Source organism: Achromobacter sp. UBA2119 (assembly GCF_002331005.1).
In the GTDB taxonomy this organism is placed as follows: domain Bacteria; phylum Pseudomonadota; class Gammaproteobacteria; order Burkholderiales; family Burkholderiaceae_B; genus Achromobacter; species Achromobacter animicus.
In genome coordinates this window covers 248,912-273,419 of record NZ_DCYD01000015.1, presented here as the reverse complement: position 1 = coordinate 273,419, position 24,508 = coordinate 248,912, and the positions used below count along the sequence as shown (strand labels likewise).

General features: G+C 65.9%; 21 protein-coding genes. 13 read left to right on the top strand and 8 right to left on the bottom strand.

All coding sequences use genetic code 11. The features are described from left to right. Positions 1-144 precede the first annotated feature (144 nt). On the top strand, positions 145-1,326 hold the full coding sequence (locus B3098_RS15685; RefSeq protein ID WP_175122647.1) for an MFS transporter: 1,182 nt from the start codon (positions 145-147) through the stop codon (positions 1,324-1,326). Positions 1,327-1,408: 82 nt separating this feature from the next. On the opposite strand, the gene B3098_RS15680 is transcribed toward B3098_RS15685, so the two are convergent. Both B3098_RS15680 and B3098_RS15675 read right to left on the bottom strand, forming a co-directional pair. Further along, complete coding sequence (locus tag B3098_RS15680) at positions 1,409-3,043, bottom strand: thiamine pyrophosphate-binding protein (RefSeq protein WP_286897583.1); 1,635 nt, start codon at positions 3,041-3,043, stop codon at positions 1,409-1,411. 29 nt (positions 3,044-3,072) lie between these two features. Continuing rightward, positions 3,073-3,564 (bottom strand): LysR substrate-binding domain-containing protein, encoded by a 492-nt coding sequence (locus B3098_RS15675; protein ID WP_286897581.1) that lies wholly within the window; start codon positions 3,562-3,564, stop codon positions 3,073-3,075. Between B3098_RS15675 and B3098_RS15670 the strand changes: the two genes are divergently transcribed. Next, positions 3,563-4,573 carry a Bug family tripartite tricarboxylate transporter substrate binding protein gene (locus tag B3098_RS15670; protein WP_286897580.1) on the top strand — a complete coding sequence of 337 codons (1,011 nt, stop codon included), beginning with the start codon at positions 3,563-3,565 and terminating at the stop codon, positions 4,571-4,573. The two genes, B3098_RS15675 and B3098_RS15670, sit on opposite strands and share 2 nt — an antisense overlap. A gap of 136 nt (positions 4,574-4,709) precedes the next feature. Here the strand turns inward: B3098_RS15670 and B3098_RS29160 are convergent, their stop codons facing one another. After that, a complete protein-coding gene (locus B3098_RS29160) occupies positions 4,710-4,844 on the bottom strand; it encodes a hypothetical protein (RefSeq protein WP_313065275.1) in 135 nt (44 codons plus the stop codon). 73 nt (positions 4,845-4,917) lie between these two features. Here B3098_RS29160 and B3098_RS15665 point away from each other — a divergent pair, with 73 nt between their 5' ends. The 3 genes from B3098_RS15665 to B3098_RS15655 all read left to right on the top strand — a co-directional run bounded on the left by B3098_RS15665 (position 4,918) and on the right by B3098_RS15655 (position 10,888). Continuing rightward, entirely contained in the window at positions 4,918-5,103 is a 186-nt protein-coding gene (locus tag B3098_RS15665) for a hypothetical protein (protein WP_414631284.1), read from the top strand. A gap of 83 nt (positions 5,104-5,186) precedes the next feature. Further along, complete coding sequence (locus B3098_RS29155) at positions 5,187-7,250, top strand: tetratricopeptide repeat protein (RefSeq protein WP_286897579.1); 2,064 nt, start codon at positions 5,187-5,189, stop codon at positions 7,248-7,250. A gap of 356 nt (positions 7,251-7,606) precedes the next feature. Then, positions 7,607-10,888: an autotransporter outer membrane beta-barrel domain-containing protein gene (locus B3098_RS15655; RefSeq protein ID WP_286897578.1), complete on the top strand. Its 3,282-nt coding sequence runs from the start codon at positions 7,607-7,609 to the stop codon at positions 10,886-10,888. Positions 10,889-10,963: 75 nt separating this feature from the next. Here B3098_RS15655 and B3098_RS15650 read toward each other — a convergent pair whose 3' ends face one another. Next, positions 10,964-11,674: a hypothetical protein gene (locus B3098_RS15650; RefSeq protein WP_286897576.1), complete on the bottom strand. Its 711-nt coding sequence runs from the start codon at positions 11,672-11,674 to the stop codon at positions 10,964-10,966. A 191-nt stretch (positions 11,675-11,865) separates the two neighbouring features. On the opposite strand from B3098_RS15650, the gene zigA reads away from it, so the two are divergent. The 3 genes from zigA (at position 11,866) to ykgO (ending at position 13,794) form a co-directional block, all read left to right on the top strand. Beyond that, positions 11,866-13,080, top strand: a complete 1,215-nt coding sequence (gene zigA / locus B3098_RS15645) for a zinc metallochaperone GTPase ZigA (protein WP_279970745.1) — start codon at positions 11,866-11,868, stop codon at positions 13,078-13,080. 67 nt (positions 13,081-13,147) lie between these two features. Then, positions 13,148-13,591, top strand: coding sequence for a GTP cyclohydrolase, FolE2/MptA family (locus B3098_RS29150; protein ID WP_376784610.1), 444 nt, complete (start codon positions 13,148-13,150; stop codon positions 13,589-13,591). A gap of 56 nt (positions 13,592-13,647) precedes the next feature. Continuing rightward, complete coding sequence (ykgO, locus tag B3098_RS15635) at positions 13,648-13,794, top strand: type B 50S ribosomal protein L36 (protein WP_175136481.1); 147 nt, start codon at positions 13,648-13,650, stop codon at positions 13,792-13,794. On the opposite strand, the gene B3098_RS15630 is transcribed toward ykgO, so the two are convergent. Next, complete coding sequence (locus B3098_RS15630) at positions 13,725-13,925, bottom strand: hypothetical protein (RefSeq protein WP_286898223.1); 201 nt, start codon at positions 13,923-13,925, stop codon at positions 13,725-13,727. The two genes, ykgO and B3098_RS15630, sit on opposite strands and share 70 nt — an antisense overlap. Positions 13,926-14,053: 128 nt before the next feature. Here B3098_RS15630 and B3098_RS15625 point away from each other — a divergent pair, with 128 nt between their 5' ends. From B3098_RS15625 to B3098_RS15615, 3 genes are all read left to right on the top strand, one after another. Next, a complete protein-coding gene (locus tag B3098_RS15625; protein WP_286897573.1) occupies positions 14,054-15,019 on the top strand; it encodes a DUF3829 domain-containing protein in 966 nt (321 codons plus the stop codon). A gap of 69 nt (positions 15,020-15,088) precedes the next feature. Next, a complete protein-coding gene (locus B3098_RS15620; RefSeq protein ID WP_286897571.1) occupies positions 15,089-17,377 on the top strand; it encodes a molybdopterin-dependent oxidoreductase in 2,289 nt (762 codons plus the stop codon). Positions 17,378-17,452: 75 nt separating this feature from the next. Beyond that, positions 17,453-19,003 carry a hypothetical protein gene (locus B3098_RS15615; protein ID WP_286897570.1) on the top strand — a complete coding sequence of 517 codons (1,551 nt, stop codon included), beginning with the start codon at positions 17,453-17,455 and terminating at the stop codon, positions 19,001-19,003. Between the two features lie 26 nt (positions 19,004-19,029). Here B3098_RS15615 and B3098_RS15610 read toward each other — a convergent pair whose 3' ends face one another. Together B3098_RS15610 and B3098_RS15605 are read right to left on the bottom strand one after the other, a co-directional pair. Continuing rightward, the gene (locus B3098_RS15610; RefSeq protein ID WP_286897569.1) at positions 19,030-20,013 is read right to left on the bottom strand and encodes a Bug family tripartite tricarboxylate transporter substrate binding protein; all 984 of its coding nucleotides are present in this window, start codon (positions 20,011-20,013) and stop codon (positions 19,030-19,032) included. Positions 20,014-20,167: 154 nt separating this feature from the next. Further along, positions 20,168-21,040, bottom strand: a complete 873-nt coding sequence (locus tag B3098_RS15605; protein WP_286897567.1) for an AraC family transcriptional regulator — start codon at positions 21,038-21,040, stop codon at positions 20,168-20,170. Positions 21,041-21,155: 115 nt separating this feature from the next. On the opposite strand from B3098_RS15605, the gene B3098_RS15600 reads away from it, so the two are divergent. Then, complete coding sequence (locus B3098_RS15600; protein ID WP_279970942.1) at positions 21,156-22,385, top strand: MFS transporter; 1,230 nt, start codon at positions 21,156-21,158, stop codon at positions 22,383-22,385. 75 nt (positions 22,386-22,460) lie between these two features. Here B3098_RS15600 and B3098_RS15595 read toward each other — a convergent pair whose 3' ends face one another. Next, positions 22,461-23,351, bottom strand: coding sequence for a LysR family transcriptional regulator (locus tag B3098_RS15595; RefSeq protein WP_286897566.1), 891 nt, complete (start codon positions 23,349-23,351; stop codon positions 22,461-22,463). 150 nt (positions 23,352-23,501) lie between these two features. On the opposite strand from B3098_RS15595, the gene B3098_RS15590 reads away from it, so the two are divergent. Then, positions 23,502-24,506 (top strand): tripartite tricarboxylate transporter substrate-binding protein, encoded by a 1,005-nt coding sequence (locus tag B3098_RS15590; RefSeq protein WP_286897565.1) that lies wholly within the window; start codon positions 23,502-23,504, stop codon positions 24,504-24,506. Positions 24,507-24,508 lie beyond the last annotated feature (2 nt).

Sequence of the window (24,508 nt, the reverse complement as noted above, 5' to 3'; positions counted from 1 at the left end):
ATCGCGAATGCGCTGCCAGGCTGCTGACAGCCGGGCGCCGAGCGCTTTCGCTACACTCACGGGATTCCGCATCGATGACCGCCGGGCCGGCCCACGCGCAAACGCGAGGCGGACGGCAAGCGGCCGTGCTCACGTCCTCCCCTCATGTCGCATCCCGAATCGTTCAATCTGAAGCAGATCGCCGTGCCGGCGTTCGGCCCGTCGCTGCTATATGGCATCAGCAACGGCGCCATCCTTCCCGTGATCGCGCTCACCGCGCGGGAACAAGGCGCGTCGTTTGCGGCCGCCGGTCTCATCGCCGCGCTCATCGGCGTCGGCTCGCTGCTCTCCAACATTCCGTCCGCGCTGATCACTGAACGCTTCGGCGAAAAGCGCGCGATGGCCGGCGCCGCGCTGTTGAGCGTGGCTGGTCTGCTGCTGGTGATCGGCGTGCCGCATCTCTGGGTGCTGGCGCTGGCCATGCTGATGCAGGGCTGCGCGCAATCGGTGTTCCAGCTGGCGCGCCAAAGCTACATGATCGAGGTCGTGCCGTTGACGTACCGTGCGCGCGCCCTGTCCACGCTGGGCGGCACAACCCGCATCGGCACCTTCATCGGCCCCTTCGCGGGCGCGGCGCTGATTCACTTCATGGGGCTGGACGGCGCGTACTGGATTGCCGTCTGCGCCATGCTCGGCGCGGGCTTCATCGCCATCAAGGCGCCCGACATCGAACCCTCGCACGCCAAGGCCGCAGGCGCGCCGCGCGCACGCATCGGCGAAGTCGCGCGCGACCATCGCGGCGTGTACGCCACGCTGGGCGTCGGCGTGATGCTGATCAGCGCGCTGCGCGCGTCGCGCCAGGTGGTGATACCGCTGTGGGCAGACCATCTTGGGCTGGACGCCACCACCACGTCGCTCGTTTACGGCCTGGTCGCGGCGGTCGACATGTCGGTGTTCTATCCCGCGGGCAAGGTGATGGATCAGCGTGGCCGGTTGTGGGTGGCGCTGCCGTGCACGCTGCTGATGGGCTTGAGCTTGATGGCGATCCCGCTGACAGGCGGCGTGACGAGCTTCATCCTGGTGTCGCTGCTACTGGGCTTTGGCAACGGCATCGGGTCCGGCATCGTGATGACGCTGGGCGCGGATGCCGCGCCGCCCGGCGCGCGCACGCAGTTTCTGGGCATCTGGCGTTTCATGGCCGATCTGGGTGCGAGCGGCGGGCCGGTGGCGCTGTCGGCGCTGACGGCCTTGTTGTCGCTGGGTGGCGCGTCGTTTGGCGTGGGAACGTTGGGGCTGGTGGCGGCGGGGGTGTTTTGGCGGTGGCTGCCGCGGCGGGCGTCGGCATAGCGCCCGCCTTCGCTGGCAAGATGTGCTGGTCCGCCAGGCACCCAGAGCGCGCGATTTTCGCGGACACTGACCAGCTCCCCGCTCAATGTCCGCTCGTCGACGCCATCAATCCAGCGTTGAAAGCCGGCGCGGCCTCGCCAGCCAGCGATACATTGATGCAAGCTGGCAGACCGCTGTCGGCGGCTCCTTTCAGCGCGTAGGCCAGACTATCCACGTCGTGTGCCGCAAACCCCGCGCCGCCCAGCGCAGTCGCCACGTCGTGATACCGCGCGGTCGGTGAAAGCTCGCAGCCGATCAGCCGCTGCGGACCATAGGTACGCATCTGGATCAGATGTTCGGCGTTCCAGCGCAGGTCGTTGCCGATCACCGCAATGACCGCCGCGCCTTCGCGCACCGCCGTATCCAGCTCCATCAAATGAAACCCGGCGGTGCCGTCGCCCATCATGACGACCACCGTGGCTTCGGGCCGTGCGATCTTCGCGGCGATCGCGTAGCAGACACCTGCCCCGATCGCGCCGGACATGCCGTTGATGATGCGTACCGGCGCCTGGCAGAATGCCTGCGCCCACTGGCCGAACTCGCCGCCGTCGCAGATCAGGATCGGATCCGGCGCGGACGTCAGGAATGCCTGCACGGTCTCGCACAGCGCGCGCGGGCCCAGCGCGCCCTCGACAGGCGCGGACGGCGCCTTGATCGTCCGGCTGCGCAGCGCGTCATCCACCTGTTTTTGCCACGCCAGACGTTCAGCCGAAGCTTGCGCCGCCCGTATCGCGGCTAGCGCCGCAACCGGGTCGGCTTGCAACGCCAACACCAGACGCTCGCCGAGAAGACGGCCCGCGCGTTCCAGCATGGCGGGATCCGGGTCGATCACCGCGACGCGTGCATTGTCGCCAAGCGCGCCCGTGCCGCCGAATCCCAGCGTGAAGTCCAGGCACTTTCCCGCCAGAACGATCAGATCCGCGCTTGGCATGATGCCGGCCAACGCGCCCAGCGAAGGATCCTTCAGCCCGCGCGGGCTTTCCATCGGAATGATGCGCAGGCCAAGCGTGGCTTGCGCAGCCGCGCGGGCGGAACGGCCGTGCGATCGCGCGCTTGTCGGTCCCGCCAATACCAGCGGGCGGCGGGCGGCATTCAACAGTTCAGCCAATTGACCCACATGCGCCGCATCCGGCGCGACAGCCAGCCGATCTGCGGGCGCCTCGGGCAGATCCGCGATGCCCGATTCGGCCGTCAGCAGATCAAACGGAAGCGCCACGTGGACAGGGCCGCGACGAGGCGCAAGCGCCTGCGTCATGGCATCTTCAAGCGCGGGGCAAAGTTCTGCCGCGGACTGCGGACGCACCGACAACTTGGTCAACGGCCGCGTGATGGCGACCTGGTCCAGCTCCTGGAACGCACCCGAGCCGTCCTCCGACACCGACGAATCGCCCGAGATAAGCAGAACCGGGCTTTCCGCCTGTAAGGCCGAGTACAGCGGCGCGAGGCCATTGGTCAGGCCCGGCGCCGCCGTAACCATCGCCACGCCGAGCTCGCCCGTGACCTGCGACCACGCATCGGCCATGAAGACGGCGGCCGCTTCGTGCCGCACGTGGACGATGCGAATGCCGGCGTCGATGCACGCGTCGTAGAGCGGCATGATCTGATTGCCGGACAGGCTGAAGATGGTGGTGACGCCCCGTCGGCGCAGCGAGCGAATGATCAGTTCAGAACCCAGCACGTAAGTCTCCTTGAGATTGCGTTTAGGACTTATGCCACCGACAGCGCTTGCGACAGCGCATGCTTGACGAATCGCGCGCCGCCGCTCATGCCTTTTCCCTGCGGCCATACCAGGCTGAGCGAAAGCGTTCTTCCTGCATTCAGGGGAACCGGGACCAAACCCAGGCGACGGGCATATTCCCCCGTCACGCTCTCCAGCACCGCCGGACCGCACCCTGCATCCGTCAGCGCGCACGCCGCGGAGAACTGCATCACTTCAATCGCGGGGCGGCAAGACAGGCCAGCCTCCTCCAGCACCTGCGCCGTCAGCGCGCCGACCGGAAGGTGCCGGCTGTGGCCGATGAACCGTTCCGACGCCAGCATATCTACGGTGATCGCCGGCAGCGACGCCCACGACGGTCCTGGCCTCGGCATGGACTTCACGCCGGAACAGTTCGAACCTTGGACGGTGCGGCACTGGCGCATCGAACCCTGACGCGCCGCCTGCACGCCCCCAATCAAAACCAGAACAGGAGACAACATGCACAACCTCAATGGCAACCGCGCACGGCTGTCGCGCCGCCGCTTTTGCGCAATGCTTGCGGCGCTGGCCCTGCCAGCCGCATTCGCGGCCCCCGTACATGCCGCCGACGCGTGGCCCAGCCAGCCGATCACGCTGATCGTGCCGTTTCCACCAGGCGGCACCACCGACGTCACGGGGCGGATCCTGGCTCGCGCGCTGTCCACGCAGCTCGGCCAGTCGGTCATCGTGGAAAACCGTGCGGGCGCCAGCGGCAATATCGGTTCGGCATTTGTCGCCCGCGCCAAACCGGACGGCTATACCCTGCTGATGTCCGGCGTGGGTACCCACGCGGCCAACGCTGCCCTGTACGCGTTCATGCCGTACGACCCGCTCAAGGACTTCACCCACATCAGCAGCATTACCTCCAGTCCGAACGTCATTGCCGTGAACCCCGAGTTTCCGGCCAAGACGCTCGCGGAACTGGCTAGCTTGCTTCGCCAATCGCCGGACAAATACAACTACGCCAGCCCGGGCGCCGGATCTTCCGGCAACCTTGCCTTCGAACTCCTGAAACAACGGGCCGACCTGAAGGTGCAACACATCCCCTACAAGGGCGCCTCGCAGGCGGTGACCGATGTCATCGGCGGGCAGGTTCCCATCCTGGTCATGGTCGCTGACACCCTGGAGCCGCATGTCCGCGCAGGCAAGCTGCGCGTGCTGGCCTCGACCGGCGCCTCAAGAAGCCTGCTCTTTCCCGATCTGCCAACCGTCGCCGAATCCGGCTTTCCGGATTTCGACGCCGTGTCGTGGACGGGGCTGTCCGCGCCGGCCGGCCTGCCGGATGCCATACGCGACCGGCTGGCGCAGGCCACCCGGGCCGCATTGACCGACCCGGAAGTGGTCAAGCCGCTGAAGGCCACCGGCAACGCCGTCACCTTGCGCAGCCCGCAGGATTTCACCGCGTTCATTACCGGCGAGGTTCAGAAATGGGCAACGGTCGCCAAAGCCGCGGGGTTGAAGATGGACTGATGTGATCCGCGGGAAGTCCTGCCGGGCGCCGGCTGTCGTCTGAGCGCACCGGCGTCAGGCTCCACCTCCGCAAGTTCAAACGCAAAGATGCAGTAGCAGATCGAAATCGTCGTCACGGTGCCGTATCAGTACCGACTCAGCGGGCCGCCTTCAGCAGCGTGCGCACTTCCTCCCGCCGGCCCTCGTCAGCCACTTCGCGACCGGGCCGGGGCGGCGCTTTCAACGCCTTTTCCAGATAAGGAACCGCCTCCGACTTGCGGTTCCGGTACACCAGGTAATCCGGCCTGGCCTTTTCTCCCTCGGAGATCTCGATCGACGACCAGGGGCCGGGCGTCGCGCCCGAAGTGTTGCCGCGGCTGGGCGACCGGTTTCTGCGCGCCGCCGGCAACGAGGAAGCCGGCAGCGGCTTGGGCGTCTCCATCGCCCGCCGCATCGCGCACGCGCACGGGATGCGCATTGCCTTTGCCATGCGCGATGCGGAAAGCGACTTCGGCCCGGGCTTGCGGGTCACGATACGCCGCGGCGCGTAGATGGCAACCCCGCCCGAAGGCACTAGAATCTGCGCTTCACGTTTCCCTTCAGGCCGCCCTGAGCGGCCGCCGCCGGCCTCACCATGCCCCCCAAGCCCGCACCGCCCGCGCCGACGACCGGCGAGCTGCTTTCCCTGCCCGAAGCCCTGCGACAGGCTCACGCCCACTGGAGCGCCGGGCAGGCGGCCCAGGCAGAAATCCTGTGCCGGCGCATTCTGGCCGCGTCGCCGGGACAGGCGGAAGCCTCCCATCTGCTGGGCCTGATCGCGCATACGCATGGCCAGCCGGCACTGGCGCTTGAACTGCTCAAACAGGCATGCCGGGCAGACGCCGCGCCCGCGGTCTACTTTGGCAACCTGGCCGAAGTCTGCCGTCAGCAGGGCCTGCTCGCGGAGGGCGAGGCCGCCGCGCGCGAAGCCACGAAACGTGACCCCGGCTTGGTCATGGCGTGGAACAACCTGGGGATCATTCTGCAGGAAGAGGGCCGCTCGGCCGAAAGCGTCAATTGTCTTGAGCGGGTGGTGGAACTTCAGCCGCACAGCCCGGAAGCGCTCAACAACCTCGGCAATGCGTACGTGGGCGTGAATCGCCTGGACGAGGCGCGCCGGTTGTACGTCCAGGCGCTCACCTTGCGGAGCGACTACGCCGAAGGACACAGCAACCTCGCCTTCGTGCTGGGTGAACTGGGTGACTACGATGCGGCGGCAGACGCGGCGCATCGCGCCATCGCGTGCAACCCGCGCCTGATAAACGCCTACATCAATCTCGCGGGCATCGAAGCGGCGCGGTCGCGTCCTCGCGAAGCGCTGCAGTGGACCGAGGCGCTGTTGACCTTCGCGCCAACCCACCCGCAGGCGCTCGAACTTCGCACGCGCCTGCGGACGGCATGCGGCGCGCAGGCTGCAACAGCCGAAGCACCGGCGGCTTCAACAGACGCGGCGTCCGCCGGGGCGCTCCCGGCCGCAACAACCGCCCCAGCCGCAGCGCAGGCGCAAGACGTGGACGACTTGGCTCACCGCGTCCGCGCGCTGCTGACTGAGCGACAGCACGCCGAAGCCGAGCGTCTGCTGCGCGAGAACATGGACCCCCGCGGCGCGCCCGCCGCACTATGGCGGCTTCTCGGCCTGACGGTGAAATTTCAAGGGCGCGTGCAGGAAGCCGTTGACATTCAGACGATGCTCGCCACAGCCATGCCGGGCGACCTGTCCGCTCGCTTCGACCTGGCTGAAACGCTCTTGCTGCAAGGGGATTTCGACCGCGGCTGGCCGGAATACCGTTGGCGCTACAGCCTTTCCCATACCGCCGCCATGGACCGCAAGGTGCAGCGGCCGCGCTGGGACGGCAGCCGCATCGCGGGTCAGACGCTGCTCATTCATGACGAACAGGGCTATGGCGACACGCTGCAATTCATGCGACTGATCGACGCGGCCCGGACCCGCAGCGGCGCGCGTGTCGTGCTGGAAGTCCATGCCGACCTGCTGCCCTTCGCCCGGCGCCTCGTCGGCGAGGACGCCTTCCCGCGCGGCCAGATCCCCCCGCCATTCGACCAGCACTGCGAACTGATGTCCCTGCCCATGGCGATCGGCCTGCGCATGACCGACCTGCCGTGCCAGGTTGGCTACCTGTCGGCCGACGCGGACCGCGTGGAGAAATGGCGGCAGCGGCTGGCCGGCTTGCCGCGCCCTTGGGTGGCGCTGGCCTGGGCAGGCAGGCCCACGCATTCGAACGATGCCAACCGGTCTCTTGCCTTGGCGGACTTGGCGCCGCTGGCCGTGCCCGGCATTACGTATCTGGCCATCCAGAAGGGGCCGGCGGCTGCACAGGCGGCCGAGGCGCCGCCCGGCATGAACCTCGTGCCGCTGGACGCGGAGATCGCCGATTTCGAGGACACGGCAGCCATCCTGTCCCTGGCCGACCTGCTCATCTCCGTGGACTCCTCGCCGGTGCATCTGGCGGGCGGGCTCAATCGCCCCGCCTGGGTGATGCTCCCCTTCCTGCCCGACTGGCGCTGGTTGTTGCATCGGTCCGACACACCTTGGTATCCGTCGCTGCGCCTGTTCCGCCAGCCCGCTCCGGGCGATTGGAAGACGGTCCTGCACGACGTCGGGCAGGCGCTGGCAAAGCGCTTTCCGGGGTCCGAGGCCTGACCCGCAGGGTTCAGTCGCTGGCCGGGCCGGAGCGCGGACCGCGCCAAGCGAAGTTTAGGCCTGTATTTCGCCCTTATTGCGCGTTTTGAAGATGAGCCTTCGCCGGTAATGTGCGGGGTGAGATCGTGCGCCCACAGAACGGCCGCCAGTCCGACCCCACACTGCCGCCTACCGCGTGGATTCCCCTGCTTCTCCGGTTGCCGCCAGATATCCCATGACATCGCCCCAGCCGGGAGCCTGCCTTGAAGCTGAAACACCAAAAAAAACGTATCAACTCCATTCACATGGCATCCGCGCGGGCCGGCTGGACGGCGATCCCTGCCCGGTCGACGCAAATTCTATCGGGTGTTTCCCTCGTGGCCGCCAGCCTGCTTCCCGGCATGGTCCATGCCGCGCCGTGCGTCGCGCTTAACGACGCGAGCAACTCGACCGTCACAGGCCCCGTCAATTGCAACGATTGGACGCTAGGCAACATTACGATCACCGGCAATGGACGCCTTTCCGGCGAAAACATCGGTTTGCACGCCGCCATCGCCGCCCCTGGCGCCTCACTGGCGAACTCCGGCACCATCGATGGCGCACTGGCGGGCCTGCAGAACGACGGCGTTCTGGCTCAGGTGCAAACCAATGGCTTGATCAGGTCCAACGGAACGGGCGTCACCGTGGCCGGCATTCGGAATACAGGGTCCGGAAGCATCACCAGCGTGGTCAACAATACGGGCGGCTCCATCGCCGGCGCACGTGCCGGCATTTTCAATGAAGGCAGCATCGCCACGATCAGCAATGCCGGGATGATCAACAGCAACAGTTCCTCCGGCGGGACGATTGCAGCCATCTGGAACGATGGCGGAACGATCGGCAACCTGACCAACACCGGCACCTTGCAAAGCGCCGACATGGGCGGTGTCCTCGAGGGATTTGGAGTGGCCACCGAAAACGGGACCATCCAAACATTGGAAAATAGCGGGACCATTGCCGGCATGGTGGGCGTGCTGGTGCAGGAAGGCGGCCGGGTGGGCGCGCTGACCAATTCGGGGACCATCTCGGGCGACAGCGCAGGCATCTCCCTGGAGAACAGCACGGCCGGCGCCATCACCAACACAGGCCTGATCGTGGGCGCGCCCGGCAGTGCCATGGGTGGGACGATCGGTACCGGCATTTACCTTTCCCGCTCCAGCTTCGTGAACCTGCTCGACAATAGCGGCACCATCACCGGTGGCAGAGCGGCGATCCAGATCGACGGCAACAGCTCGATCAGTACGATCACCAACAGCGGTCTCATCGCGGGCGACCTGACCTCCACCAGCAGCGGCTACCTCGGCATCGCGGGCGGCAGCGGCAACGTCGTCGGCACCCTCACCGGCACGAGCGGCGGCCTGGGCGTGGCCGACAAAGGCCTCATCACGGTGACGGGCGCAAACCTGATGTTTTGGCGCGGCAACCTGCTGCTGAACGACGACATCAACGTGGCGGGCCGTTCCGTCATCAACTACGGCGCGAACCTTCAGATCAACAATCCCATCACCGTCACGGGCAACTACTCCCAGACCGGCGGTGGACTGGCCTTCAAAGTCGTCGACACCAGCAGCTACGGCTACATGGATGTGAACGGCTCGGCAGCCATCAGCGGCGCCGCGATCAGCCTGGCCGGCACCGGGTTGGCGTTCGGTCAATCCTATACCGTCGTGCGTCCGACAGGTTCCAGCACCTACGGCAACAACACGGCCTTCGTCTCCGTCAACAATGGCCTGCTCGCACGACTGAGCAATGTGAACGGCGCGCTGACCGTGACGCTCCTCCCCGACCCCAGCACCCACTACTGGGACGGCGCCAACACCGTGCCGGACGGCACAATTGCCGGCGGCTCCGGCACCTGGACGGCGAACGGCACAAACTGGACCACGACCGACGGCACCACCAACTACGAGCTCGACCAGACCTATGTACGCCCCGTGTTCGGCGGGAAGGCGGGTACGGTGACGGTCGATGGCAGCCAAGGTGCAATCGCGGTAAACGGCATGCAGTTCTCCACGGACGGCTACCGCGTCACCGGCGACGACATCGGGTTGGCGGCGGCCTCCTCGGCCATTGAAGTCGATGGCAATGCCACCGCCATCATCGATTCCAGACTGACCGGGACCGGCGCGCTGGCCAAGACCGGCAGCGGCATGCTGATCCTGAACGGCGTGAACACCTACTCGGGCGGCACCTCGGTGTCGGCGGGCACGCTGGAAATCGGCGATGCCGCCCATCCCACCGCCAGCATCCTGGGCGACGTTGCCGTCGGCACCGCCGGCACGCTGCGCGGACATGGCTCGATCGGCGGCAATGTGACCAACGACGGCATCGTGCGTCCCGGCGGCTCCATCGGCACGCTGACGGTCCTGGGCAACTACACGCAGTCCCCCACCGGCACGCTGTTCATCGACGTCAGCCCCACCTCCGCTTCGCAACTGAAGGTGGGCGGCACCGCCACCCTGGCCGGCACGCTGAACGTGCTGTACGGCCCCGGCACCTACAGCCCCACGTCCTTCCGCATCGTCGACGCGGCAAACGTCACGGGGCGGTTCGCTTCCGTCACGAGCAACGCGCCGGCCGAACTGGCGCAGAGCGTGCAGAACCTGGCCGACGGCAGCACCCTCGACCTGGCCGCCAGTGGCACTGACGGCGGCGGGCCGGTCATCATTGCCCCCACCAACGCCTCGATCTTCGGCGCTGTCGCCTCGGCCGCCATCCGCGAAGGCCAGCGTGTGAACGACACGCTGCTCGCGCGACTGGGTCAGGACTGCGCCGACGCCGCGACGGCCGCCAATTGCGCGCGCCCGGGCCGCCAGGCGTGGGCCCAGATCGTCTCCAATACCGCGAACGTGCGGGGCAACGATGAGGCCTCCAGCTACAAGGATCGCCATTACGGCTTTCTGGCCGGCCTGGATCAGCAGGTTGGCGCATGGACGCTGGGCGTCGCGGGAGGCTACAGCCACGTCGATGTGACCGAAGACGCCGCAACCGGCAAGATCGACACCCTGCGCATCGCGGGCTACGGCAGCCGCCGCGTGGGCGCGGTCACCATCGCCGCGACGGTCGGCGCCGCCTACGACTTCCTCCAGACGCGCCGGTCCTTCCCCGGCCCGGGCAAAGCGCGGGACGATTCGGACGGCCAGGAGATCACGGCCGGCCTGCAAGCCAGCCTGCCGCTGGCTGTGGGTCCCGTCACGATCACGCCGCGTCTCGGCCTGCGCTATCAATACCTGCATACCGACCGCTTCAGCGAAACGGGGCCGACCAGCCAGAACCTGGATGTCGGCGCTCAAGACTTCAACAGCTTGCAGCCGTATGCGCAACTCGCTGTGGGCCTGCCCTTCAGCATGAAATCGGACAAACCTGCCCTCGTCGAAGCCCGCGTCGGTTACGCCTACGAAACCCTCGACACCAACCGCGCGTTCCGCGCAACGGCGGGCGATGGCACCGGTTTCACGCTGCCCGGCGTGGCGCCTTCGCGCGGCATGTTCTCGGCAGGCCTGGGCCTGACGCTGCCCGTCAGCAAGGCGATGGACCTGACCGCCAGCTACGACCGTCTGTTCGACACCGGCAACGTGTCGGGGCAGACGTTCCAGCTGCAAGCGGCGTACCGGTTCTAAAGCGCGGCAGCATTCGCGCTTTCAGCCGCGGTAAGCAACAAGGCCCACGCAATTGCGTGGGCCTTTTCTTTGAACTCAGCCAAGCACCTGCTTCGCCGTCCGCCGGCTCCGCCGGCGATACCACCACGTCAGCCCCGCCCAGACCAGCGCCCACGCACCCAGGATCGCCGCATAGAAGGGCCAGAAGATAAAGGTGGAAACGTCCTCCCACCCTGACGCCGTACGCTTCAACCCGATGGGCGCGCTGACTTCCAGTTCGATCTGTTCGCCCTGAAGCGCCGGCCCGGCTTCTTCCACTGTGAAGGTCAGATTGGATGTCCCCTTCGCCAGCATCGGAAAGCCCGGCGCGGTTTCAAGCTGCGTGCCGTCGGCAAAGCTTTCAGGCCACAGCTTGCGATAGAAATGCGTGGCGCTGGCGCCGCTGCGCGGCGCCGCGCTCACCACGACGTCCAGCCCCTTGCCATCGCGCACGCGGATTCGCACCGGTTCTCCGGGGTTGATGATGCGCGGCGTCGCGTCCGGCGCGACGATTCGCGTTGCGGAATCACCCAATTCAGGCCGGTCGCGGCCCATCGGACCGCCAAATCGCGCTTCCATCCACAGCGGCGCTTCGCGGATGCGGTAGATCTCGGCGCGCGCTGTCTGGCCGGGCGTCAGCGTGATGGGCGTCAGCGTCGCATCGGCCGACGGTATGTATCGCGCCATGCCCACCGCAAACCACGCCATGACGGCCCGCCAAAGCACCCAACCCACCGTCAACGACATCTTGAAGAACGTGCGCCACATATCGACTCTTCCCGGATTTGCGAGCGTCAGAGCGTACCTGATTTACCGGGGACAGTCTGACGCGCAATCGGACGACGCATGCTCGCAAACCAGATCGGCCTCCACAACAGAAGCCGATTTACGATATGTTATAACATCTCAATTTAGCGCCGACATCAAAAACCTGCCTTGACGGCAACCGACCCGACATCATGAAAGCAGACACGCTCCTCACCGCCCAACCCAAACTGCCCGTCACCGTGCTGTCGGGTTTTCTGGGCGCCGGCAAGACGACCTTGCTCAATCACATCCTGAACAACCGCGAAGGCCGGCGGGTGGCCGTGATCGTCAACGACATGTCGGATGTCAACATCGACGCATCCCTCGTGCGCGAAGGCGGCGCCGAGCTGTCGCGCACCGACGAAAAGCTCGTGGAGATGAGCAACGGCTGTATCTGTTGCACGCTGCGCGAAGACCTTCTTGTTGAAGTGGACCGGCTTGCCAAGGAAGGCCGCTTCGATCAGCTGGTGATCGAATCGACCGGCATCTCCGAACCCTTGCCCGTGGCCGAAACCTTCACCTTCGAAGGCGAAGACGGACGCAGCCTCGCCGAAGTTGCCCGACTGGACACGATGGTCACCGTTGTCGACGCCTTCAACTTCCTGCGCGACTACGGTTCTCAGGACAGCCTGCGAGCGCGTGGCGAATCGATGGGCGACGAAGACGAGCGCACCGTCGTCGACCTGCTGATCGACCAGATCGAATTCTGCGACGTCATTCTGCTGAACAAGGTGGACCTGGTCTCAACCGAAGAACGCGAGCGGCTGATGGCCATCATGCGCAAGTTCAATCCCCGCGCCCGCATCGAGATCACCGAATTCGGCAAGGTTGCGCTGGACCGCGTGCTGAACACGGGCCTGTTCGACTTCGACGAAGCCTCCAAAGCGCCGGGCTGGCTGCAGGAACTGCGCGGCCAGCACACGCCTGAGACCGAGGAGTACGGGATCCGCAGTTTCGTCTACCGGGCGCGCCGCCCGTTCCATCCCGAACGCTTCTTCGCCTTCGTCGAAGGCGAGTGGCCGGGCGTCGTGCGTTCCAAGGGCTACTTCTGGCTGGCCAGCCATCCCGAGATGGCCGGCTCGTGGTCACAGGCAGGCGCGGTCGCGCGCCACGGCGCGGCGGGCTACTGGTGGGCCGCCATGCCGCCGGAGCGCTGGCCCGAGGATCCCGAGTACGTCGCCATCATCCGCAAGAACTGGGACGAAGGCGTGGGCGACGCACGCCAGGAACTCGTGTTGATCGGCATGGACATGGACGAGGCGGCCCTGCGCGCGCGCTTTGACGCCTGTCTGCTGACCGACGAGGAAATGGCGCAAGGCCCGCAAGCCTGGAAGACCTTGCCCAACCCGTTTCCGGACTGGTCCTGAGACCCAAAACGAATCCCCGCGCGCCGAACCGGGCGGGGATATGTATAAAGCGATTCCGAGCATCATTGTGGACACCGTACTTCCCGACGTTTCGACAACCGAGCATTCCCCCAGCCTGAGCGCGCTGGAATGGGTAGGCATGCAGGGCATCGATCTGCCCATCATGCTTGCCGAGTCCGGCTATCGGCATGCGCTGCATGCCCGCGCCGATGCCCAGGTGGACCTTCCCGCCCGGCACGTCAAGGGCATCCACATGTCGCGGCTATACCGGGAACTGGACCACCTTGCCGACCCGCATGACCTCACGCCCCACGTGCTGCGCGCCGGATCCAGGCCGCCTTGCGTGGCCGCTTTTCGCACGTGCGAACCCATGTCTGCCACATGGAAAGCCTGCATCCGCACGACGCCGTCGCGTGGGCCCGCGAGCAGAGCGACGAGCCGCAATGACCTGGGCGCCTCATCCCTTCCCGCCGCCGCAGATAGCTCGGCACGCGACGGGCTCACGCAATGACCCGGATGCCATGAACCCGCCCTGTTGACACGCTTACCTGTTTAAAGGAACCCATCATGAAAGTGCTTGCCTCCCTGAAGGATGCCAAGACGCGCCACCGCGACTGCCAGGTCGTGCGCCGCCGCGGACGAATCTACGTCATCTGCAAATCGAACCCGCGCTTCAAGGCTCGCCAAGGCGGCGCAAAGAACAGGAACGCGTAATGCATCGCGTGGATGTTGCGGTGGTCGGCGGACACGCTGCCGCCGCTGGAACCGAACCCGTTGTTTGAATTGACGCTGGAACCGGCCACCGGCTCGCCCACCGGCAAGCCGACTGGCCCCATCCAGTTCATCGGGCGAGCGGTAAAGGTGGTAGGACTTGAAAATTCTTGTGACAGGGCTGAATGACTTTGTAGCGTGTTAAGCAAATGGAGGGCATATCATGCGTCCCCTTCATTGCAACCCGTCACAGGAAACAAAGATGTATATGCCGCGCCCCTTGCGCCTGTCCGCCGTTCTGCTCGTCACGCTGGCGCTTGCCGCGTGCGGCGACGATAGCGCCAAGCCGGAAGCGAAAGCGCCCGAGGCCAGCACCGCCCAGGCGGAAATCCTCAAATACAACCAATACGTGGATACCGCCAACAGCATCTCCACGACGTTCGCGCAGGCGCTTGACCGCTACGAGGCCTACGCTGTCCCGGCGCTCAAGAGCAGCAAGCCGCTCAAGGATTTCGTCATCAGCAATGACACGACCATCCTGCGCACCAAGGAGAAACTCGACCGCGCGCTGGCGCTGCCCACACCCATCGCCGAGATCGACGCACCGGCCAAGGCTTTCTCGGACGCGCTGGGCAAGCTGGCGCCGCTGAGCAATGAACTGCAGAACTATTCGGCCGCCAAGACCTTCCTGTCGGACAACGGCGCATTGGCGCGCGAGAAAAGCCCGGCCTACGTCGCGGCGCTGACGGAAGTCGTGAAGGCGGAAGACAGCTTCTACCGCGGCATCTCCGTCAAGGACACAGCCAACACCAAGGCAGCCTTCGAGAAGGCCAAGAAGGACACGGTCGCCTACTACCGTGCCGGCATGGTCTATTACGGCAAGTCCACGATGGACAAGGCGGTGGGCGTGTTCGAGGGCAAGGGCCTGGGCGCCGACCAGGAGGCGTTCAAGCAGCAGTTGGACAAGATGAATGAAATGGCGCTGGGTTTTGACAAGAAGACGCGCGAGGCCGACCCCAAGGGCTGCAGCGGCATGATGATGAACGTCAACGGCTTCCTGGCTTCGGGCCGCAAGATCCTGGAGCACACCGACAATGGCCGCTACAAGGAAGACGCGGCGCGCACCGGCGCGTTCAAGATGATGCGCCCCACGATCGAAAACGACGCCAACGACTTGCGCCAAAACTTCAACAACCTGATCTCCGACTTGAACGTCGGCCGTTGCTGATCGCGTCGCCCCAAGCGCGGATTGCGCGCTGTGCCGTATGATTTCGACGATCAAGCCTGAGATATCCGCATGGCACGCACGCGTCATCCCTCGCTCGCGCATTGGGGCGCCTTCACGGCGATCACCGAAGCCGGCCGCCTGGTCGGCTGCGAGCCTTTTGGTCCGGATCCGGCTCCCTCGCCCATGCTGGATTCCATTCCCGAGATGGTGCATTCGCCATTGCGCGTGCGCCGTCCGTCGGTGCGGCGCGGCTGGCTGGAGGGCCGCCGCGACCGCGAAGGCGACGACTACATTGAAATTCCGTGGTACCGCGCGCTCGACCTCGTGTCTGGCGAGCTGGCGCGCGTGCGCGCCAAGCATGGCGCGGCCGGCGTGTTTGGCGGCTCGTACGGCTGGTCTTCGGCCGGCCGGGTCCACCACGCGCGCAGCCTGATCCGCCGGTTCCTGTTTCTGGGCGGCGGCTGCGTCGATCAGATCGGCAACTACAGCTGGGGCGCGGCGCAATTTCTCCTGCCGTATGTCATCGGCACCACCTCGCCCGTCAGTGGCGATGTGACGGATTGGGATAGCGTGCTGGAACACACCCGGGTGCTGATCGCCTTTGGCGGCATACCCGTCAAGAACAGCCAGGTGACGTCGGGCGGCGCCGGTCTGCACAACCTGCCCGGCTGGTTGGGCGAGGCACAGCGCCGCGGCATCAAACTGGTGGTGATCAGCCCGAGCCGGGCCGACATCCCCGCCGAGATGACCGCTGAGTGGCTGCCGATACGGCCCAACACCGACACGGCGTTGATGCTGGGCATGGCGCACACCCTGCTGACCGAGAACCTCCACGACGCGGCATTCCTGGCCAGCCATTGCACCGGCTTCGAGAAGTGGGCTGCGTATCTGCGCGGCGATACCGACGGCCAGCCCAAGAATGCGGCGTGGGCCTCGGCGATCACCGGCATTCCGGCGGCGCGTATTGCGGCGCTGGCGCGCGAGGCCGCGCAACAGCGCAGCCTGTTGACCGCCGCCTGGGCCTTGCAGCGTGCACAGCATGGCGAGCAGCCGTATTGGGCCGTGATCGGGCTGGCGGCCATGCTGGGCCAGATCGGCTTGCCGGGCGGCGGCTTTGCCTTTGGGCATGCCTCGTTGAACGGCATCGGCCAGCCGCGCCGCCAGGTGCCCGGGCCGGAGGTCCCGGTGCCCAGGAATCCCTCGGGCCTCGCCATTCCCGTCGCGCGCATCGCCGACATGCTGCTGGCGCCCGGCACGGCATATGAGTTCAACGGCGGGCGGCATGTCTACCCGGACGTGAAGCTCATCTACTGGGCCGGCGGCAATCCCTTTCATCATCATCAGGACCAGAATCGCCTGCGGCAGGCCTGGAACAAGCCTGAGACCGTGATCGTGCATGAGTCCTTCTGGACGCCCTTGGCCCGGCGCGCGGATATCGTGCTGCCCGCCACGACGGCGCTGGAGCGCGAGGATGTCGGCGGGTCTTCACATGATCCCTACGTGTTCGCCATGCATCGCGCGGTCGAGCCGCAGGGCGAGGCGCGAAACGATTTCGATATCTTTGCCGAGCTGGCGCGGCGCGCGGGGTTTGGCGAAGCATTCACGGCGGGGCGCGATGTCCCGGGCTGGTGCCGGCATGTCTATGACGGCATGCGGGCGGGATGCCAGGCGCGAGGGGTCGCGCTGCCCGACTTCGACACCTTCTGGGCGCAAGGACATGCCGAAGTGCCGCCGCCGGAAGCGCCTTATGTGCTGTTTGAGCGCTTCCGGCAGGATCCGGCCGCCAACCCGCTGTACACGACGTCCGGCCGGATCGAGCTGTATTCCGAAGTCGTGGCGGGTTATGGCTATGACGATTGCCCCGGCTATCCGGCCTGGCTGCCTCCGACGGAATGGTTGGGCGCGCCAGCGGCGAAACAATGGCCGCTGCATCTGCTGACCAATCAACCGCGTACCCGGTTGCACAGCCAGTTGGACCCGGCCAGCCTGTCACGCGCCGGTAAGGTGTCCGGTCACGAACCCATTGCGATCCATCCGCTGGATGCCGCCGAGCGTGGCATCGGCAATGGCGATGTGCTGCGGGTATTCAACGACCGTGGCGCCTGTCTGGCGGGCGCGGTGCTGGACGAAGGGCTGTCGCGTGGGGTGGTGATCATGGCGACGGGCGCCTGGTCGGACCCCGACGGCGAGCTGGACAGGCACGGCAATCCGAACGCACTCACGGCGGACATCGGCACCTCGCGGCTGACGCAGGGGCCCAGCGCGCAGACCGCACTGGTGCAGGTGGAAAAGCATGTGGGCGAGCCGGTGCGGCATCGGGCGTGGGAGCTGCCCGTGTTGTTGTCGGGAGCGGCGTAGTACCTCGATGGGCCGTTAGGGACGGATCGCAACCGTATACTTCGCGTTCTTCGAAGCCTATCGGAAGCTCATCGCATGTCTTACACGCCCGGCGATATCTACGTCACGTTCAACCGCCGCCTGCAGGCCTACACCGCCTCGCAGATCACGCATGTGAAGGGCGACGGCGCGGGCGCCGAGATCGCCGTGCTGAGCCTGGACTGGGTGGGCAGCGCGTTGCCCGGCGACGCCGACATCGCCGCGATGCGGCCGGCGCACTTCGACTTCTACTTCTGGCGCGACCGCGTGGACCATACGTGGATCAGCGGGCCGGTACCCACGCACGCCAAGCACGTGGGCTGGCGCGAGCCGCTCGTGACCGAGGAGTCACGCTCGTATTCCGGCGGCTGGTCCAGTGGCGACATGCTCTACAACCAGCGCCGCTGGAACGCGATCGACGCCGGCGTCCGTGCGCGATTCAAAGCGGCCGCCCACGCGGATACGCCCGATAACACCGTAGTGCTGGAGCAACCGGGCCGCACGATCACGCGCGCCATGCGCGGCCTGGACAGCGCGGCGCTGCTCGCCGCGCCGTCGCTCGCGACGTTCGACGACATGCCCTTGCTGATCAAGCTGCACGTGGATGCGCCCGTGCCCGGGCTGATCGAATGGGCCCGCACGAAGCCGATTCTCAGCGAACTGGAATACGCCAGTTTCGGCGAGCCGGTCGTCGACCTGCGCGGCACCTCGTTCGGGCGGGTCGCGATTGACGTGACCGGCGTGCGCGAACTCTATTTGAATGACGGGCTGAACACGCTGTCGCTGCGCGGTGAAGTGCATCCCGACCTGGTCGTGCACGCCGAAGACGACGGCATGTGGTTGCGGCTGGAACGCGAAAACGCCATCTGGTCCGGCGCCGGATTGACGCGCCTTGGCGCGATCTCGCTGCGCGGCATGAAGACGCTGGACTGCGCCGAGGTCGCGCGACTCTTTCCGCACCTGCATTCGCTGTATGTATGGGGCGCCCCCGGCGTGGCCACCGGCATCGAGCAGCTGGCGGCCCTGCGCGAGCTGGCGATGATCCTGATCAACGACGTGTTCCCGCCTGCCGAGAGCCGCCTGCCCGGGCCGGACGCCTGGCCCAAGCTGCAATCGCTCTGGCTCACGAGCATGCCCGCTGAGATCCTGGCGCAGGCCAAGAAGGACTACAAGAAAGCCGCAACGGCAGGTCTGGATCTGGAAGTCAGCAAGCCCCGCAAGCCCGAATGGCTGGCCGCGAACCTGGACAATCCGTTTCGCGAATGGGACGGCAGCGAGCACATCACGGCCGCCCAGGCCAAGAAAGCCGCCGCGTTGTACCGCAAGACCCGCGCCGACGCCCTGAAGGCCGCCGCGACCCACGCCGCGGATGCGCAAGCGCTGATGGCGACCCTGTCCGAGATCGTTCGGACATATACCGAAGGCTTCAACGCGCTCGACCGGCGCACCGGCTTCATCGAAACCGTGGAACGCGATCAGATCTACGTGGCGCTGATGGGCATCCTGGATGCCGTCCAGGCCAAGCTCATCGAGGACGCGGGTGAAGGCGCGGCCGTGCTGGATCGCGATGCGCTGGATCGTGCGGTGGATGAGGTGCGGGACTTTTAAGTGCGGCACGCTCATCCTTGTGCGATCTACTGTTCCTTCAACCCCAACGATTTCATCAGCGGCGCGAACAGCTTCTTCTCTTCCTGCACGCGCGCGGCATAATCGGCCGCGCTCAGCGGTATTGCTTCGGCGCCCGCATCCAGAAAGCGCTTCTGGATGTCCGGCCGCGCAAGCACTTTATTGAGTTCGGCGTTCATGCGCTCGACCACATCATCTCGGGTGCCCGAGGCGGCATACACGCCGAACAGGCTGTCCGCGAAAACCCCGTCGATGCCGACCTCGGAGAACGTTCGAATGTCGGGCGCCACGGCAGCGCGCTGCCGGCTTGCCACCGCCAGCACTTTCAACTTGCCCGCTTGCACCATGGGAAAGACCGTCGCAGGGCCAAACGCGAAGTCGATCTGGCCCGCTGCCAGGTCTTGTATCGCCGGCGCCACGCCGCGATACGGCGCATGGGTAGCTTGCATGCCCGTCGCCTGCTTGAGCAGTTCGCCGGCCAGATGCGGCGTCGTGCCGTTGCCGGCCGAACCGTAATTGAACGGATCGGGCCGCTTGCGCGCGAATTCCACGAACTCCTCGAGCGTATTGACGCCGAGCGAGGACCGGACAAACAGGAACAACTGGCTGTTGGCCAGCAAGCCAACCGGCCGCAAATCCTGCTGCGGATCGAACGGCATGTTGGCGAACATCAGCGGGTTGACCGACTCGGTCGTCGAGGGATTGAGCAGGAAGGTGTGGTTGTCCTTTCCGTTGCGCACCACCTCGGCGCCCGCCACGTTGCCGCCCGCACCGCCACGGTTCTCCACGATGACGGTCTGCTTGAAGGCCTCGGCCAAGTGCGGTTGCACGGTGCGCGCCAGCACATCGACCAGCCCGCCTGGCGCCAGTCCCACGACCAGGCGCACAGGTTTGGTGGGCCAGGCCTGAGAAGGCGCTTGCGCATGGCTACCCGTCGTCCAGCCAGTCAGCGCCAGCATCATCACGGCCAGACAACGTCTACGCAGCAGCATGCGATTCTCCAGATGGGGCGTCACCCCGCAATGTCGCGCACGGTGCGTCACGTGCCGCACCACGGTGAGCCGCCTTCATGCCTTATCGGCGGCGGCCCTGCATCCGCCGCCCATTCTTCACAAAAGTTTAAGCATAAAGAATCCCGGAATAACCCTAATTCCCCGGGTAAGAGTGAGGCGCCTCGTGGTCCTGCTGTTCACTGAATTCAACCTTCTGAGCGGACGTGGGCGCAATGTCACGGTATGGCGCGCGTGCTCGCATATACGCCATCGGGCTGCACTTCATCTCCGTGCGAAACGCAAAGATGAACGACGACGTGGAACCATAGCCGAGTTCCAAAGCAGTCCCCGTTACGTCGAGACCACTCTCCAATAGTTCGATGGCTCTGAACAACTTCAGCCGGCGCCGCCAGTCGCGCAGCGTCAACCCGGTTTCCGCAAGGAATTTTCTGGCCAGCGTCCGCCCGGACATCCCCAACTCCCTGCCCCAATCATCCGGGCTTCTTTGATCGGCCGGCCGGTTGTACAAGGCTTCGCAAATGGTCAATAGCGGGCCGCTCGCCGGCCACGCCAGCACCAGTGAAATCGGGGCGGCACGGCACAGTTGGTCGAGCACCAACCGATATATCCGACCGAAATATTCGTCTTCGTCCGAGCGCCCTTGAATTGCCGCCGCCTCAACGATCAACGCTTTCAACAACGCAGACACGCCAAAGACTGCCACCCCGCCCTCGGAAAGCGTTTCTCCGGGATGGTCGGCAAGCCACAGGCTGCGGTACTCGGCGCCGAGAAAAGAACCGACGCTATGGACTGTCCCGGACGGAATCCAGGCGGCCTGGTTTGGGGAGATGGCGAAAGAATGGTCGTCTGCCGTGACCATGAGGACGCCGGAGACGGCATATACGACCTGGTGCCATTCATGCGTATGCGCGGCAAAGTAATCCCGCGCGCCAATGGACTGCACCCTCATGGTCATTGGCGCCGGCGGCCGGACGTCGGCGGGGGCCGTAATGGCTTTCCATTGCATGAGCGCGTTCATATGTCGCCGATTCTATATAACTTGGCAATCTGTCGATAGATCGCCTACGTAACTTTGCGTTGTAATGCCAGCTCACCTAGCCCGTCCCCCACCGTTCACCGCAATGACACAAAGTAGCGCCTCCCCAGGGCATGATCGCCCCGCCGTTCTGCCCGAGGGCGTTCAACAAGGCAATATCTGGCGACTGACCACCGCCCAAGCCCTGGCGGGCGCAAATTCGGTGGTGGTCTATGCAACCGGCTCCATCGTTGGCAACATGCTTGCCCCGACGCCCATGCTCGCGACCCTGCCGATTTCCATCTTTGTCGTCGGCATGGCGACGTGCACGCTGCCGATGGGCGCCGTCGCCAGGCGCCACGGCCGGCGTGCGGCATTTCTGCTGGGCACCGGAGCTGGCGTGCTCACCGGCCTGCTGGCGATGCTGGCGGTCATGATCGGAAGTTTCTGGCTGTTCAGCCTGGCCACGTTCTTTGGCGGTGTCTATGCGGCAGTCGTCCTGTCCTTCCGCTTCGCCGCCGCGGACGGCGTGGAACCCAAGCGACGGGCGCGCGCGCTATCCCTGGTCATGGCGGGTGGCGTCGCCGCCGGGGTCGTCGGGCCACAACTCGTCACCTGGACGATGAACCTGTGGCCACCGCACATGTTTGCCGCCACGTTTCTGGCGCAAGCGGCGGTTGCAGCGATTTCCGCGTTCATTCTTCTCGGCGTCAGATTGCCCGCGCCCACTGCCGCGGAGGTCGCGGGCGGACGCCCGCTTTCCGAGATTGCGCTGCAACCGCGGTTCATCGCCGCAGTGATCGCTGGCGCGGTCTCATACATGCTCATGAACTTCCTCATGACGGCCGCACCGCTGGCAATGCACATCTGCGGCCACTCGCAGGAGTCCGCCAACCTGGGACTGCAGTGGCATGTCATTGCCATGTACGCGCCCAGTTTCTTCACCGGCAGACTGATCTCCCGCTTTGGTGCGGGACGGATCGCAACCATGGGCCTCGTGTTGATTGGCGTGGCGGCTGCGGTAGGTCTCGGCGGTATCGACGTCATGCATTTCTGGTGGTCACTGATCCTGCTCGGCGTGGGATGGAACTTCGGGTTTCTGGGCGCATCCGCGCTGGTGCTGGAATGCCATCGGCCCGAGGAAAAGACACGCGTCCAGTCCCTCAACGACTTCATCGTCTTCGGCCTGATGGCCATCGGTTCCTTTTCATCGGGGGGCTTGCTGTCGGCTTTCGGCTGGAACACGGTGCTGTGGGTGTCATTCATTCCGCTGGCGCTGTCCGTCGCCGCCCTTGGCGTTGCCATGCGGAGAAAGGCCGTCGCACTGAGCCGGTGAAGCCACATGCCACAAGCAATTCGCGCCTGACTGGCGCGAGCTGACATTCGAACGCGGCCCCCGGTTGACGCCCGCCTACTCGGCGGCGAGCGACAGCTCATGCACCAAACCGGCCTCGAGCTGCCGCGCCACACGCCCCAGCCCGCGGTTCAGCGGCCACACGATGTCCAGATCAAGCCCGCCTTCCACATCGACGGGCACGACAATCAGCCCGTGTCGCCGCGCATACAGGCCGCTCATGCTATCCAGGATGGCCACGCCCAGGCCCCGCTCCGCGAAAGCGCAGGCGGCCGAGTACTGATTCACTTCGATCACCGGCAGAAACGGCAAGCGCTCCTGCTCGAACTGCCGCGCCGTCAGCGCCCCCACCTGCAAGTGCCGGCTGAGTGAGATGTAGGGGATGTCCGCCAGGTCGGCCAACGCAAGACGGTGTCGATCCGCCAGCGCGTGGCCTGCCGGCATCACGGCCTGCAGGCTCAGCCGCGCCAGCGTGCGCTGGCCCACGTTCGGCAGCGCCGCAGAACCGATCACGATGCCGATATCGATGCGCTGATCGGCCGCCAGCCCCGCCACGCCCAGCGTCATGTCCGTGCGCACGCTGACGCGCACACCGGCCTCGCGAGCCTGCAACCAGGCCATCGCGCCAGGCAGAATGCTCGCGCCCACCGCCGCCACCGCCCCGACGTCGAGCCGCGCATGCGCCCCGCCCCGCATGCTGGCCGCCACCCGTTCGGCGTTGTCCATCGCCGCCAAGGCATGGACGATCTCCGGCAGCAGCATGCGTGCCTCGGCGGTCAGCGCCAGCCGGCGCTTGTCGCGGTTGAACAGGGCAAAGCCCAGCTTGTCTTCCAACGACTTCAGCATCGCGCTCGCCGCCGGCTGCGACATCCCGGTGGCGGCCGCCGCCAAGGTGACGGAGCCAGTGCGCCCCACCGCTTCGAAAAGCGCCATTTCGCGTTTGTTCATGTGAACCTCGGTGCTCATACACATTCATGTATGAAATGACTCAATTTATATATTTGACTATATCAACTGGCGCATCGGACACTGGCTCCAACATCACAACAGCCGGCCCGGCCTGGATGCGGCGCACGGCAATACAGCGAGGAGACACCGATGCAAACGAAACCTGGGGCACACCCTCGCAGGCTGCTGGCTAGCCTGTTCGCGCCGCTGCTGGGAAGCGCTTTGCTGGCTTGCGCAGCACCCGCGCTGTCCGAGACCCCGGCGGGCGGCACGATCCGGATCGTCGTCGGTGCGCCGCCGGGAGGCGCGCCCGACACCGTGGCCCGCATCGTCGCGCAGCACATGCAGGTGGGCGGGCGCGCCGTGATGGTCGAAAACAAGAACGGCGCCGCCTCCATGATCGCGGCGGCCTACGTGGCCCGCGCGCGGCCCGATGGCAACACCCTGCTGCTCGCCAGCCAGACGACCGTCGCCGTCGCGCCCACGCTGCAGAACGTGACAACGTTCGACCCGATGAAGGACTTCACCGGCGTGGCACTGGTGGGCAGTGCGCCGCAAGTGCTGCTGGCCGGGCCGAAGCTGCGCGCCAACTCCGTCCAGGAGCTCATCGCCCAGGCCAAGGCCGCGCCGGGCGAGATCGATTTCTGCTCGGGCGGCATCGGCACCTCGCCCTACATGGCGGCCGTGCTGTTCGCCCAGACCGCGGGCATCGAATTGCACAGCATCCCGTTTGCGGGCGAACAAGCCTGCATCACCGAAATGCTGGCGGGCCGGTTGCCGTTCATGTTCGCCAACGCCTCGACGGCCCTGCCGTACATGAAGGACCAGCGCCTGCGCGCCCTGGCCGTGACGACCAAGGCGCGCGTTGACTTCGCGCCCCAGTTGCCGACCACAGCAGAGGCGGGCCTGAAGGACTATGAGGTCGCGACGTGGCTCGGCCTGCTTGCGCCTGCCGCCACGCCCCCAGACGTCGTCAACGCGCTGAACGCGGAAGTGCGTCGTGTGCTTCGCCTGCCGGATGTGCGCGAGAAGCTGGAGGCGCAAGGGTACGCGCTGTCGGACGACAGCCCGGCGGCCTTCACCCGCTATTACCAGGCGGATCGCGACAAATGGGTGCGGCTGATCCAGACCGCCGGCATCAAGCAGAACCCCTGAGC